This is a genomic window from Hyphomonas sp. CACIAM 19H1, from assembly GCF_003325995.1.
Lineage (GTDB): Bacteria > Pseudomonadota > Alphaproteobacteria > Caulobacterales > Hyphomonadaceae > Hyphomonas > Hyphomonas polymorpha.
Genome location: NZ_CP016437.1, coordinates 247041 through 259465 on the forward strand (window position 1 = coordinate 247041; position 12425 = coordinate 259465).

General features: G+C 62.8%; 14 protein-coding genes. 6 read left to right on the forward strand and 8 right to left on the reverse strand.

The annotated features are described in order from the left end of the window. Window position 1 precedes the first annotated feature (1 nt). Complete coding sequence (gene miaA, locus BBF93_RS01175; protein WP_035593835.1) at window positions 2-952, reverse strand: tRNA (adenosine(37)-N6)-dimethylallyltransferase MiaA; 951 nt, start codon at window positions 950-952, stop codon at window positions 2-4. 80 nt (window positions 953-1032) lie between these two features. Here miaA and serB point away from each other — a divergent pair, with 80 nt between their 5' ends. Both serB and BBF93_RS01185 read left to right on the forward strand, forming a co-directional pair. After that, a complete protein-coding gene (serB, locus tag BBF93_RS01180; protein WP_114106964.1) occupies window positions 1033-1932 on the forward strand; it encodes a phosphoserine phosphatase SerB in 900 nt (299 codons plus the stop codon). A gap of 6 nt (window positions 1933-1938) precedes the next feature. Further along, complete coding sequence (locus tag BBF93_RS01185; RefSeq protein ID WP_114104755.1) at window positions 1939-2409, forward strand: NUDIX domain-containing protein; 471 nt, start codon at window positions 1939-1941, stop codon at window positions 2407-2409. Here BBF93_RS01185 and BBF93_RS01190 read toward each other — a convergent pair. The 4 genes from BBF93_RS01190 to BBF93_RS01205 form a co-directional block, all read right to left on the reverse strand. Then, a complete protein-coding gene (locus BBF93_RS01190; protein WP_114104756.1) occupies window positions 2388-3161 on the reverse strand; it encodes a murein L,D-transpeptidase family protein in 774 nt (257 codons plus the stop codon). The two genes, BBF93_RS01185 and BBF93_RS01190, sit on opposite strands and share 22 nt — an antisense overlap. A 256-nt stretch (window positions 3162-3417) precedes the next feature. Next, window positions 3418-4071, reverse strand: coding sequence for a CDP-diacylglycerol--glycerol-3-phosphate 3-phosphatidyltransferase (gene pgsA, locus BBF93_RS01195; RefSeq protein WP_114104757.1), 654 nt, complete (start codon window positions 4069-4071; stop codon window positions 3418-3420). 46 nt (window positions 4072-4117) lie between these two features. Next, complete coding sequence (locus BBF93_RS01200; protein ID WP_162173992.1) at window positions 4118-5587, reverse strand: pilus assembly protein TadG-related protein; 1470 nt, start codon at window positions 5585-5587, stop codon at window positions 4118-4120. A gap of 111 nt (window positions 5588-5698) precedes the next feature. After that, window positions 5699-7087, reverse strand: a complete 1389-nt coding sequence (locus tag BBF93_RS01205) for a TadE/TadG family type IV pilus assembly protein (protein ID WP_162786362.1) — start codon at window positions 7085-7087, stop codon at window positions 5699-5701. Window positions 7088-7270: 183 nt separating this feature from the next. Here BBF93_RS01205 and BBF93_RS01210 point away from each other — a divergent pair, with 183 nt between their 5' ends. Beyond that, entirely contained in the window at window positions 7271-8065 is a 795-nt protein-coding gene (locus tag BBF93_RS01210; protein ID WP_114104759.1) for a thymidylate synthase, read from the forward strand. An 8-nt stretch (window positions 8066-8073) separates the two neighbouring features. Here BBF93_RS01210 and BBF93_RS01215 read toward each other — a convergent pair whose 3' ends face one another. Then, complete coding sequence (locus BBF93_RS01215; protein WP_114104760.1) at window positions 8074-8430, reverse strand: carboxymuconolactone decarboxylase family protein; 357 nt, start codon at window positions 8428-8430, stop codon at window positions 8074-8076. A gap of 126 nt (window positions 8431-8556) precedes the next feature. Beyond that, window positions 8557-9069 carry a hypothetical protein gene (locus BBF93_RS01220; RefSeq protein ID WP_114104761.1) on the reverse strand — a complete coding sequence of 171 codons (513 nt, stop codon included), beginning with the start codon at window positions 9067-9069 and terminating at the stop codon, window positions 8557-8559. A gap of 149 nt (window positions 9070-9218) precedes the next feature. Between BBF93_RS01220 and aqpZ the strand changes: the two genes are divergently transcribed. Then, complete coding sequence (gene aqpZ / locus BBF93_RS01225; protein WP_114104762.1) at window positions 9219-9899, forward strand: aquaporin Z; 681 nt, start codon at window positions 9219-9221, stop codon at window positions 9897-9899. Window positions 9900-10024: 125 nt separating this feature from the next. On the opposite strand, the gene BBF93_RS01230 is transcribed toward aqpZ, so the two are convergent. Further along, window positions 10025-10687 (reverse strand): VUT family protein, encoded by a 663-nt coding sequence (locus BBF93_RS01230; RefSeq protein WP_035593855.1) that lies wholly within the window; start codon window positions 10685-10687, stop codon window positions 10025-10027. A 140-nt stretch (window positions 10688-10827) separates the two neighbouring features. Between BBF93_RS01230 and BBF93_RS01235 the strand changes: the two genes are divergently transcribed. Further along, the gene (locus BBF93_RS01235; RefSeq protein WP_114104763.1) at window positions 10828-11358 is read left to right on the forward strand and encodes a dihydrofolate reductase; all 531 of its coding nucleotides are present in this window, start codon (window positions 10828-10830) and stop codon (window positions 11356-11358) included. 95 nt (window positions 11359-11453) lie between these two features. Next, complete coding sequence (locus BBF93_RS01240; protein WP_114104764.1) at window positions 11454-12374, forward strand: SMP-30/gluconolactonase/LRE family protein; 921 nt, start codon at window positions 11454-11456, stop codon at window positions 12372-12374. The last annotated feature ends 51 nt before the right edge of the window (window positions 12375-12425 follow it).

A 12425-nucleotide genomic window follows, 5' to 3' on the forward strand; every position in this document is an offset into this window, starting at 1 on the left:
TTCAGGCATAATCTTCCGTGTGAGCCGTGTCAATCTCACGATAGAGGGCAAAAATAACCCTCATGCGGTCCCCGATTTCAGGGGAAGGGATGCGCGGCCAGAAGGGAAATTGCCGCCCGATCCAGGTAAATTGCCTTTTGGCATAACGTCTTGTGTCGCGTTTGGCGTTCTCGGCCGCCTCTTCGGCGCTGATCTCGCCGCGCACGAAGGCGGCAATCCAGGGCATGCCATGGGCTTTCATGGCCGGCAGTTCCGGATCGAGATTGCGTGCCACCAGCGCTTCGGCCTCGGCCATCGCGCCCTGCATCAGCATCCCTTCAAACCGCCGGTCGATCTTCTTGTAGAGGGCAGGGCGGGGCGGGGTGAGGGCATAGCCTACCCATTCGCCATCCTTCAGCACCGGCGGCTGGCGCTCGGTCTGGAAATCGCTGAGCGGGCGCCCGGTTGCCAGCCACACTTCATAGGCCCGCGCCAGGCGCTGCTTGTCGCCGGTGCCCAGCCGCTCTGCCAGGTCCGGATCATGCGGGGCGAGGCGGGCCCGCAACCCGTCAGCGCCCTCGGTGTCGGAAATCTGCTTCACTTCGGCCCGGATATCGTCGGGCACCGGCGGGATATCGGAAAGCCCCTGCGTGAGGGCGAGCAGGTAGAGCCCCGTGCCGCCCACGATCACCGCATGCTTGTTCTGGCGCTGCAATTTTTTCAGCACGCCGCGGGCCGCCTCCAGCCATTCGCCGGTCGAATAGCGGGCTGCCGCGTCCACATAGCCGAACAGATGATGCGGCACGCCGTCCATCTCTTCCTCGGTCGGACGGGCAGAAATTACCTGCAGGTCGCGGTAAACCTGCATGGAATCGGCATTGATTACCTCCCCGCCCAGCTTACGGGCGACTTCTATTGCAAGGGCGGTTTTTCCGCTGGCCGTCGGGCCGTGTATCAGGATGGCAGGGTGCATCTGGTACAACTAAGGACTTGCGGGCCTTGAGGAAAGCCACCTAGAGACGGCGAGTTTTCAAGAGGGCCTCCGGCATGAAGATGGATTGGGTTCTGGTGGCAGCCGCCAGCGCGGCAGACGTCCGCCTCCCGGCACTTGCCGCCTCCGCCGTCAAGGCGGCCGGCGGGGAGGCAGGCGAATGGACCTCCCTGGCTGACGGGTCTCCCCTCCATGCCGGTTTCCTGCCTTTCGCCGCCAGCGGAGAAGGGGCCGCAGCGCTGCGCCGCCAGATCGAAGCGGCTGGGCCGGTCGATGCCGCGATCATGCCGGCTGCCCGGTTCGGCAAGAAGCGCCTCCTCATCTCCGACATGGACTCCACCATCATCGGCCAGGAATGCATCGACGAGATCGCTGACGCCGTGGGTCTGAAAGCCAAGATCTCGGAAATCACCGAACGCGCCATGCGCGGCGAGCTGGATTTTGAGGCGGCCCTGACAGAGCGCGTCTCAATGCTGAAAGGCCTTCCGCTCAGCGCCCTGACGCGCACGCTTGAGGAACGCATCACCCTCAATCCCGGCGCCCGCACGCTGATCGCCACCATGAAGGCCCATGGCGCCCGCACGTTGCTCGTCTCCGGCGGCTTCACCTATTTCACCTCCCGCGTGGCCGAACTCGCAGGCTTTGAAAGCCATCAGGGCAACACGCTGATGGATGACGGCGCGGCTCTCACCGGCGAAGTCGGCCGGCCCATCCTTGGCCGCGAAGCCAAGCGCGCCGCCCTGATTGCAGCCGTCGCGGCGCTCGGCGCCACTCCGGAAGACGCGATCGCCATGGGCGACGGGGCCAATGATCTGGATATGATCCGCGCCTCCGGCCTCGGCATCGCCTATAAGGCCAAGCCGGTTGTTGCCGCCGAAGCCACCGGCGCCATCCGCCATACGGACTTGACGGCCGCCCTCTTCTTCCAAGGATACAGGGCGTCCGAATTTGTCCGGAGATGACCGGAAATGTCCAAGATCCGTACCCGCCTTTTCCAGTCCTGGTTCCGTCTCAGCCGCCCGATGACACTCGGCGTCCGTGCGGCGGTGGAGAATGAGGCCGGGCATGTCTTCCTGGTGCGTCACACTTACATGCACGGCTGGTTCATGCCCGGCGGCGGTATCGAGCGGGGCGAGCCGGCGCTGGACGCACTTCAGCGCGAACTGGTCGAGGAAGCGGGCGTGAAGCTCGTCACAGAGCCCCGGCTCGTCAGTGTCTACTCAAACCATCACAACTTTCCCAACGATCACGTCCTCTTCTACCGGGTGCCCTGGGGCAGCTGGGAACCGGTCAAAGCCACCTCGCGTGGGGAAATCGCAGAGACCGCCTGGGTCAACCCGGCAGCCCCGCCAGAGGGGATCACCAATGGCACGCGCCTGCGGCTGGAAGAACTCTATGGCGGCCTGCCGGTCTCGCCCTATTGGGCGCCGCGCACCTGATAGGCGCCGCCGCGAACGCTCACGGACGCAACCTTGCCGCTCGCCGCAAAGCTCTCCCAGGCGGGCTTCAGGCTTTGCCAGAAAGCGGCATGTTCGCTGGCCGAATGCGCATCCATGTTCGCCTGCGTCATCGGGAAGGGGAAGATGTGAACCTTCACGTCGCTCTGCCCGCCTTCATAGGCTGCCTGCATCAGCGTCCAGATTTCCTCGATCACCGGATCGGTCATCGCAAAACAGCCCACCGAGACACATGATCCGTGTACCATCAGGAAGCTGCCGGTGCGCCCATTGGCCCGGTCGAAGGCGTTGGGATAGCCGAGATTGAACGAGAGGTGAAAGCTGGAGGCCGGATTCATCTGGCCGGGCCTCACCGTGTAAAACCCCTCCGGCGCCTGCAGGTCGCCCTCGCGCATCTTTGGGCCCAGCCCGCCGGACATCGCGCAGACCGGCCAGGTCCGGTAGGGCTGGAAAAGGCCGTCTGTGTCCTGAACATAGGCAGTCAGCTCCGCTGGCTGCTTGGTGATCTGCAGAAAAACCGGGCTGCCCAGGGCAAGGCCCTTTTCTGCCAGTGCGGCCTTCACGCCGCTCGCCTGTGCCTCATATGCCGCGCGGGAGCGGGCCGTCTGCGGCACAGCTTCGGCATGGGCAAACGCAAACAGCGCCGGCAGGCAGAGGAAGGCGAGCATCGCGAAAAGGACCGCGATAATGTTGGGCTGCGGGCGGCGGCGATGGGTTGAGCGGCGCTGGGTCATGGCCCGCCCAGCTTCACCCCGATTGTGGCTGAAGCCGGGCGCCTTCGCGGAGGCCCCTGGATTTTTGGTTAAAAGACCGAAAGGCAGGCGTTAATGCCCGGTTAAGAATTAAGGCGTAATCTGGGCGCATGTCGGGTTTACCCCTCCCGCCATGAATGATGACGACCCTGCAAATCGGCGGCCCGCACTCTCCCGCGCATAAGCCCGTCCATCGACGTCAGCGCCGGTCTGCTTCCCCAGACCGGCGTTTTCGTGTTCAGCGCTGGCCGCCCTTGATGGCTTTGACATATTGCGCGCCGGTCAGCAGGGAGAGCGCGGCAGCCACCCAGAGGCCCAGCACCAGCGCCCCGGTCACCAGCGTGCTCCAATGCAGCCCGTCGCCGCCTGCCGGGGCTTCCGGCATCGGCCACAGCGCCAGCGGCAGCATCAGCCCGGTAATCGCCATCATCTCGGCTGCCGTTTTCCATTTCGCCAGCCTGGAGGGGGCGACGATCCCGGCCGCTTCCGGCCGCGTACGCAGCCAGGTCATGAACACGTCCCGCGCCAGGATCAGCGCGGCGGGGATGTAGATCAGCCAGGTTTTCAGCGCGAGGGCCAGCGCGATCAGCGCCGCCCCCACCAGCAGCTTGTCGGCGATGGGGTCAAGCCAGACGCCAAACCGGCTCTCCGCCTTGAAGGCGCGCGCCGCCCAGCCATCCAGGAAATCGGTGAGCATGCCCGAGATGAACGCCAGCAGGCCGAACTGATGCCACAGCTGCTGGAAGGTGGCGTAGCGCTGACGCTCCAGCCCCGTCACCCCGGCGTCCGCCAGCAGCGGCTCGATGCCAGACGCCTTGAAGGCAGCAAACAGAACTAGCGCCGCAAACACGCAGCGGGAAATCGTCAGGGCGTTGGGGATCCAGGCAAACATGGCGCTCCGTCTGCCAGCCTGCGCGGCTTGCGGCAATGGTGCCCGTTCACTGTTTCAGACGCAGGTCCGAAATCGAGCGGGCAATGGAGCGGTAAACCTCGATCAGCTCCTCGCCATTATCGGCGCTGAAGGCGTGGCTGGGGGAGGTGGCGCAATATTCCAGGATGGTGCGCCCATCGCCGGTGCGCTGCACGCCGGAGGGCACCTGAAAGCCAACGGTGTAAATCTGGATCCGGCGGGTGGAGGCCTTCATTGCGTCGCACAGATCCATCGATTGGCGGAACGAGTCCTTGGAGGCGGTGGGGTGCTGAACGTTGAACTCTCCGTCGGTCATCAGGATCACGGCCTTGGAGGTTTGCGGTTCCCGGTAGGGCAGGGGCGCGGAGGCTTCCGGCCAGATGCCGGCCCATTCCGGCGAAACCAGATACCAGCCCCAGGCAATGCCCAGATGCCCCGCCGTGCCGCCTTCGGCGATCAGGCCGTTCACATGCGCCTTGAGGGCCGTCTTGTCCTCGGTCAGCGGCACGGGGCCAGAGGGCATGCAGGTGCCATGGCGCCCTTCATAGGCGCCCACGCCATACCCGGTTGCGTTCTGGTTTTCGACATTCTGCCAGCCATCATATTTGCTGGTGCTGCCGGCAGAGAAGTTCCAGCGCGGATTGCCCGCGCCGATCCAGGCGCCGGCGCCGGGCGCCGCATCGGTGGCGGCCTGCGTGCCGGTGCGTTCATGCACGCAGCGGTCGCTGAGCCCGGTATCGGCAAAGAACCGGCGCTGGGTATTCCAGGTCCAGCTCGAATTGCGCCCGCAGCTCCAGCTCGAACAGGTGCCGGCCTGATAATAGAAAAAGCGCCGCCCGCTGTCCTGATCGATCATCCGCTTGGTGTTGTGGCTGTTATAGCGGCTCTGGGCGGTCGAATTTGATCCGTCAGCGGATAGGGTAACCGTCTCGGTCACCTGGTTGATATAGGGCCCGGCATTGAGCGAGTGGTTATAGCTGGCGATGGCCAGGCGCACCGTCCCGTCCCGCTCCCGGCTGTCGGGCAGCAGTTCGTCGATGGCCGCGACCGCTGCCGTCTTCAGCTGCGCCAGCCGGTTATAGCTGTTCATTGATCCGGACACGTCAAATATGAACGCCACATCCAGCTTGCCGACACCATAGGTGGAGGTGGAGTTGACGGTGAACTCCAGCTTGTCATGGCCGATCAGGCTGGAAATGTAGGTCACCTGTTCGCAGTGTACCGAGCCGTGGATGTCGAAATTGGTCTCGTCAAAGCTGACGGCCACGGGCTCGCAGGTAAGCCCCCCGGCCTGATCCTCGAACAGGGCCTGCGCATAGACCTGCACATCGCTGCTCACTTCGGCCGGCGTATTGCCGGCCTGCCGCCCCAGCGCGCCGGCCAGCACGGCAGAATCCAGCGCTGCCTGAACCTTGGATTTCTGGCGCACCGTATTCTGAAGATCGACGGCAATGCCCGCCATCGCAAGGATGCTGGGGATCACAAAAGCCGCGATCATTGCCACATTCCCGCCCTCGGCGCGCGGAAGCACGCGAAGGCGGAGAAGGGGGCGGCAAAGGCGCATCTCTATGTCACTGCTCTGTGGGCAGAAGGGTTTGCAGAAGTCCGGTCAGCGCGAAATCCGCAGGTCGGAGATGGAGCGGGCGATGGCCTTGTACGCCTCGGTCAGTTCCTGTCCGTTGCTCGGCTTGAAGGCGAAGGCCGGATTGCTGGCGCAATAGGCCAGAACTTGTTGGCCGGCTGTGGGCGCGCTGAAAGCCACCGTGTAGATCACAATTTCCTTCTTTTTCATCTCATCGCAGATCGCGCGGGCCTGGGTCGCCGAGTTCGGGTTGCCGCTGCCCGGACGGATCTGGTTGTACTCACCGTCAGACATCATGATGACAACCTTGGTGGCATCAGGTTCGTCATAAGGCAGGGCCTTGGAGCCTGCCGGCCAGACATTGTTGAATTCCGGCGAAACCAGATACCAGCCCCATGCCGTGCCGATATGGCCGGCCGTGTTGCCGCGCGGCGTCATCTTGTTGATGAAGTTCAACAGGTCATCGCGGTTATAAGTCAGCGGAACCGGAAGATCATAGTTGCACCAGAGGCTGGTGCCGTTGTCGGTCGACCATGTCTCCGTATACGGGTCAAATGTCGCCGAGACAGATCCCAGCCACCGGCCAGCCGCAGGACCGCGATCAGTATACCGCTCGGTTCCCTCGCGTTCCCACACGCAGGTGGAGGAGATGTTGTAGGTGCGGGTGGCGTTATGTTCTTTGATCCCGTAGTTCCACTCGGTGCACGTCCCCGACTTGTTCTGTTTCTTGCAGGTCGTCTTCTCGTAGATCGGGCCTTTGTATACTTCCGTGCGCACCGGATCCTTGTTGGTCACCGCTTTGAAATACGGGCCGGCATTGACCATCGTGTCATAGGACACCATCGCCAGGCGCACATCTTCGGGGTCGCCCGGATAGCCATCAACCGGCAGCAGCGTATTTACCGCTTCCTTTGCCGCAACCTTGAGGTTGGTCATCCGGCTGCTCGAACTCATCGAGCCCGACACGTCGAATACGAAGGCGATTTCCAGCTTGCCGATGCCATAGGTGGCGGCGGAGGAGACGGTGAAGTCGAGCTTCTTGATGCCCACCACATTGGAAAGGGTGGTGCGCTGCTCACAGGTTGCGAAACCTTCGAGTTCCTCGGTGTCTTCGATATAAGTGAGCTGGATCTTGGAACAGGTCAGGCCACTGTTATTGGGCTGGTTCAGGATGCCGGTGAAATAATCGTTGGCCTCTTTCAGCGTGTAGGCCTGGTCCTTGCCATCCTGCATGGATTTGGTCGCGGCCAGAACCGCGCTGTCGACCGCCTGCTGAACCCGCGCTTTCTGGGTGGTTGTCACCTGGAAATCGATGGCAAAGCCTGCAATCGCGACAATCGGAATGATGGTCAGCGCCGCGATCATCGCAACATTGCCCTTTTCATTCGCAGCAAAATTCAAACGGCCGGTGTTCATCTTGACCCTCTGTCCCATCCATGCGGCCGGGATCTGGGTCAAATGCGTGCCCCCCACGTCCCCGCCATTGCAGGGTTATGGCAGATCTGGGTTTCTGCCGGGTGCGGGTGAGATGATGAAATTTGCCCGCGGGGTTTGGAATCTGTTAACTTGGCCATCGCGCGAATCGAGAGGCCTCGCCCCATGCAGCAGTATCACGCCCTGATGAAGGACATTCTGGAAAACGGCCACCGGCGCGGCGACCGGACCGGCGTCGGCACGATCGGTGTTTTCGGCCGCCAGATGCGGTTTGATCTCTCCGAGGGCTTCCCGATGGTCACGACCAAACGGCTGCACCTGCGCTCCATCATCATCGAGCTGCTCTGGTTCCTGAAGGGCGACACCAATATCGCCTATCTGAAGGACAACGGCGTCTCCATCTGGGATGAGTGGGCCGACGAAAACGGCGATCTCGGCCCCGTTTATGGCAAGCAGTGGCGCAGCTGGGCCGCCCCGAACGGCGAAACCATCGACCAGATCCAGTGGGTGCTGAATGAAATCCGCACCAATCCCAATTCCCGCCGCCTGATCGTCTCTGCCTGGAACCCGGCAGACGTGAACGACATGGCCCTGCCGCCCTGCCACTGCCTGTTCCAGTTCAATGTCATGGATGGCAAGCTCAACTGCCAGCTTTACCAGCGCTCGGCCGATGTCTTCCTGGGCGTGCCCTTCAACATCGCCTCCTATGCTTTGCTGACGCTGATGATGGCCCGCGCAACCGGGCTGGAGCCGGGCGAGTTTGTCCACACTTTCGGGGACGCGCATCTCTATCTCAACCATCTGGAGCAAGCAGAGCTGCAGCTGTCGCGAGAGCCGCGCCCTCTGCCGACGATCTGGCTGAACCCTGAGAAGAAAGATCTTTTCGGCTGGGAGTATGAGGATTTCCGCGTCGACGGCTACAATCCCCACCCTCACATCAAGGCGCCCGTGGCGGTCTGAAGCGTGCCTCAGTCTTCCTGAAGGGCCTGCCAGGCTGTCCAGGCATCGCCCGCATACATCAGGCTGGGTCCGCCGCCCATATACACGGTCATCGCCAGGGTTTCGGCCACCTCTTCATCCGTGGCGCCCAGGCGTTTCAGGGCCTTGGTATGGAAGCCGATACAGCCGTCGCATTGTTTTGAAATGCCGATGGCCAGGGCGATGAGTTCCTTGGTCTTCTTGTCGAGCGCGCCATCGGCAAGGGCGGCCTTGGAGAGGGCGCTGAACTGGGTGAGCGCGTCTGCCGCGCCCGTGCGCCGCAAGCCGGCCAGGCCTTCATTGATGGCGCCGGTGATGGCGGCGTAGTCCTTGGTGCCTGAAGACATGATAGGGGCTCCTTGCTCTGGGCGTGAAATTTCCGGGGCGCGTGCGCCCCTTCTTATCAACTGGCGGCCCCGATCAGCTGATCCAATAGGGAAATGCCCCTAGGCATCTGCCTCGCGCCGGCCGCGCTATTCGCTCAGCAGTTCGCAATGGATGAAGCCGCCCGTCTCCACCGCGATCGGCAGGGCTTCCTCGAACTCCGTACAATAGACGACCGGCCCGGCGCTTCGGGCCACGCCTGCGCTCACCTTCACCCGCGGATCACCGCTCACCTCGCGTGCCACCTGTCCGGCATCAAAACGCCCCGCCAGGGTGATTGACTGGTTGCGTACACTGATCAGGCGCTCTTCCCGTCCCAGATCGACCAGCGCCTCGCCCCGGCGGGCCTTGCCGAAATAGTCCGCCTCCACGGTCAGCTGCGCGCCCACTGCGTCCAGCGCCCGGCTGACATCGCTTGAAACCGTCACGTCCAGCCGGAAGGGCAGGGCCGCCGGGCGGGGATCATACGCGCCCGGGCCCGGCGTGCTCTCCACTTCCGGCGCAGCAGCCCTGGCCAGCGCCGCCCTATCATCCCGGTCAGGACTGTGCCCGCAGGCAACCAGCAGCAGAACTGGCAGGAGAAGGACGGTCAGGCGTGACATCAGCAGAACTCCTTGTCTTGCAGACAGTTGCGGGCACCGCCTCTTCTGGCAAGCCCCAGAATGATGCTTGCCGTAGAGGTAGAAGCTCTGCATCCTGACATTGGCTTGAGGCGGCATTAAGACCGCCCCGGCCCATCTAGGAGGCATCCATGAAAACCCTGATTGCTGAACTTATCGGCACTTTTGCCCTTGTCCTGCTCGGTTGTGGTTCGGCCGTTCTCGCGGGAGGCGAGGTTGGCCAACTGGGAATAGCTTTCGCTTTCGGCCTGGCTATCGTCGCCATGGCCTATGGCATCGGCCCCATCTCGGGCTGTCATGTAAACCCTGCTGTCAGCTTCGGCGCGTTCATTGCCGGGCGGATGACGCTGAATTCCATGCTGCAATACTGGCTGGCCCAGTTCATCGGGGCGATCCTCGGCGCGGCCGTCCTCTATCTTATCGCAACGGGCAGGGCCGGGTATGATCTGGCCACCAACGGTCTTGGCCAGAATGGCTGGGGGCCGGGCTATCTCGGAGAATACAGCCTTGTGGCGGCCCTCGTCTTTGAAGTCGTCGCCACCTTCCTGTTCCTGGTGGTGATCCTGGGGTCTACCCAGACATCAGCCCCCGGCATGGTCGCGGGCCTTGCCATCGGCCTGACACTGGCAGTCATTCACATCGTCGGCATTCAGGTCACCGGCGTGTCGGTAAACCCCGCCCGCAGCCTCGGCCCCGCGGTGTTTGCCGGCGGCACGGCGATTTCCCAGCTCTGGCTGTTCTTCGTCGCCCCGCTGATCGGCGCGGCCCTTGCCGGCCTCCTCTTCCGCCAGAAAATTCTGGAAACGGAGTAGTTCTCAACCGGCCTCGCCCCAAAAGGGCGGGGCCATCCGGACCTATTGATCTGGCCCCCACAAGCAACGCGCAGGCACAACGGCGCTGAGACCGCAGGGCTCAGCAATAGCCGCGAGCAATTCATCTAAGCCTCATGGGGCGAGATCAGCCCCATATCCTCGCGGCGGCGGATCACATATGAAACGATCACCGCGCCCACCATCTTGCCGATAACAAAAACAATCCAGTTTACGGGGTGCAGCATGTTGCCCGGCTCAGCCCCCAGCTGCATCTGCTGGGCAATGTCGGCGCCATAGAGGAACACCGTCGTATCCACCGGTGAGGCCAGCGCGCTGGAAATCAGGATGCGGGTCGAGAGGCGGTATTTCGTGAAGGTGTAGACCATCCAGTCGACAAATTCCGACACGGCAAAGGCAATTCCGCTCGCCAGCGCAATCACCGGCCAGGAATAGAAAAACGACCACGCCACCGCGATCGCCATCAGGATCAGCACCTTGTGCCCCATCTCCCGTTGCACGAAGTCACGGATGACGAAGACCATCCCGGTCACCATCGTCATCGGGTGCAGCGCCACGCCCGGCGCATAATCCCCGCCTGGCGCGATGATCTCAGCCTGGGGAATCACGCTGAACGACCAGTTGAGGAAGGGAATCAGCGCCACATAGATGAAGGCCCAGAACCGTCCGTTCAGAAACCAGATGGCGCAAAATGTGAGCAGCAGCGCGCCCAGCGCCGGCCCTATCAACTGCGGCTGACCATTGGTCAGGACCGATACCAGTTCAGACATTTGTGAGCGTTCCCCCGATGTACCAGTTTAATACAGTTGCCGCTGCTTTCGGTGCTTGCTTAAACCATGCACTCGGGGCGAGGAAGCGGGCAATCGGGAGTGCGCCAGTCGGACTGACGTGAAAGATAATAACAAGAACAATGTCCATCGAAGTCAAACTCTGCCTGATCGTTGCGCAGGCGCGCAATCGGGTCATCGGCGCATCCGGCCGTCTCCCCTGGCGGCTGAAGGATGACATGGCATTCTTCAAGGCAACCACGATGGGCGCGCCCATCATCATGGGCCGCAAGACCTGGGAAAGCTTCCCCAAACGCCCGCTGCCTGGCCGCGAGAATATCGTGCTGACGCGCGACTGGGACTATGACGCCGCCGAGGCGCGCGTCTATTCCAGCTTCCCGGCGGCCATGAACGCGGCCCGCGCCATCGCCACGCGCGAAGGCAAGGACGAAGCCTTTGTCATCGGCGGCGCGGAAATCTACAACCTCGCCCTGCCTTTCGCCGACCGGATCTACCTCACCGAGGTCGAAACCGATGTCGAAGGCGACGCGCTGTTCCCGGAACTGGACATGCGCCAGTGGCGCCGGGACGAGCTGGCCGTCCATCCGGCAGGGGAGGGCAATGACCACGCCTTCCGTATCCTCCGCCTCGATCGCGCTTCCGCCCACGCCTGACCGGTCCCGTCGGCTTCACGCCGGGGCAGTGATGGACACTGCCCGCATCCCGGCTTTACCCTCCCGGAAAAGAAACCTTCCGGGAGGAAAACATCATGGATTTTGAAGTCGTCGCCTCAGGCTTGGGTTTTCCCGAAGGCCCAGTCGTCATGGAAGATGGCTCGGTCATCATCGTCGAGATCCAGAAGGGCTGCATCTCCCGCCTCTGGAACGGCAAGCGCGAGGTGATCGCCACGCCGGGCGGCGGCCCCAACGGCCTCGCTATCGGCCCGGACGGCGCCCTCTATTGCTGCAACAATGGCGGCTTTGAATATCATGAGGTCGGCGGCCTCACGATCCCCGGCAATTGCCCGCCCGATTATTCCGGCGGCCGTATTGAGCGGATCGACCTCTCCACCGGCAAGGTGGACCGCCTCTATGAAGCCGTGGACGGAAACTCCCTGCGCGGCCCCAACGACATCGTGTTCGACACCGAAGGCGGCTTCTACTTCACTGACCTCGGCAAAGGCTTCTCGCGCAACCGCGATCATGGCGGCGTCTATTACGCAAAGCCCGATGGCTCCCTCATCAAGGAAGTGGACTATCACCACATCTCCCCCAATGGCTGCGGCCTGTCGCCGGACGGCAAGACACTCTACTTTGCTGACACGATGACCGCCCGCCTCTGGGGCTTCGCGCTCACCGGCCCCGGCGAATACACGCCCCATAAGCCGCCCTTCCTGCGCGGCCGCGTGATTACAGGGCAGACAGAGCTTTGCTATTTCGACAGCCTTGCGGTCGCCGCCTCCGGAAACGTCTGTGTGGCAACAATCCTCAAGAATGGCGGCTATGGCGGCATCACGACCATCACGCCCGAAGGCAAATCCACCTTCACCGAAATCCCCGACCCCTTCGTCACCAACATTGCCTTTGGCGGGGCAGACATGCGCGACGCCTATATCTGCGCCTCCGGCACCGGCCAGCTGATCAAAACCCGCTGGGCAGAGCCGGGCCTGAAGCTGAACTACAACGCCTGATGGCCAGGGCCTGACCCTTCCACCTTCGTCACCCTCGGCGGGCAAAGCCCG

Bases quoted from the DNA above. Each gene is read 5' to 3' on its own strand.
- BBF93_RS01235 (WP_114104763.1), top strand. From the start codon at position 10,828: ATGTCCATCGAAGTCAAACTCTGCCTGATCGTTGCGCAGGCGCGCAAT.
- BBF93_RS01210 (WP_114104759.1), top strand. From the start codon at position 7,271: ATGCAGCAGTATCACGCCCTGATGAAGGACATTCTGGAAAACGGCCAC.
- BBF93_RS01220 (WP_114104761.1), bottom strand. From the start codon at position 9,069: ATGTCACGCCTGACCGTCCTTCTCCTGCCAGTTCTGCTGCTGGTTGCC.
- BBF93_RS01230 (WP_035593855.1), bottom strand. From the start codon at position 10,687: ATGTCTGAACTGGTATCGGTCCTGACCAATGGTCAGCCGCAGTTGATA.
- BBF93_RS01205 (WP_162786362.1), bottom strand. From the start codon at position 7,087: ATGAACACCGGCCGTTTGAATTTTGCTGCGAATGAAAAGGGCAATGTT.
- aqpZ (WP_114104762.1), top strand. From the start codon at position 9,219: ATGAAAACCCTGATTGCTGAACTTATCGGCACTTTTGCCCTTGTCCTG.
- serB (WP_114106964.1), top strand. From the start codon at position 1,033: ATGGATTGGGTTCTGGTGGCAGCCGCCAGCGCGGCAGACGTCCGCCTC.
- BBF93_RS01240 (WP_114104764.1), top strand. From the start codon at position 11,454: ATGGATTTTGAAGTCGTCGCCTCAGGCTTGGGTTTTCCCGAAGGCCCA.
- miaA (WP_035593835.1), bottom strand. From the start codon at position 952: ATGCACCCTGCCATCCTGATACACGGCCCGACGGCCAGCGGAAAAACC.
- pgsA (WP_114104757.1), bottom strand. From the start codon at position 4,071: ATGTTTGCCTGGATCCCCAACGCCCTGACGATTTCCCGCTGCGTGTTT.
- BBF93_RS01215 (WP_114104760.1), bottom strand. From the start codon at position 8,430: ATGTCTTCAGGCACCAAGGACTACGCCGCCATCACCGGCGCCATCAAT.
- BBF93_RS01200 (WP_162173992.1), bottom strand. From the start codon at position 5,587: ATGATCGCGGCTTTTGTGATCCCCAGCATCCTTGCGATGGCGGGCATT.
- BBF93_RS01190 (WP_114104756.1), bottom strand. From the start codon at position 3,161: ATGACCCAGCGCCGCTCAACCCATCGCCGCCGCCCGCAGCCCAACATT.
- BBF93_RS01185 (WP_114104755.1), top strand. From the start codon at position 1,939: ATGTCCAAGATCCGTACCCGCCTTTTCCAGTCCTGGTTCCGTCTCAGC.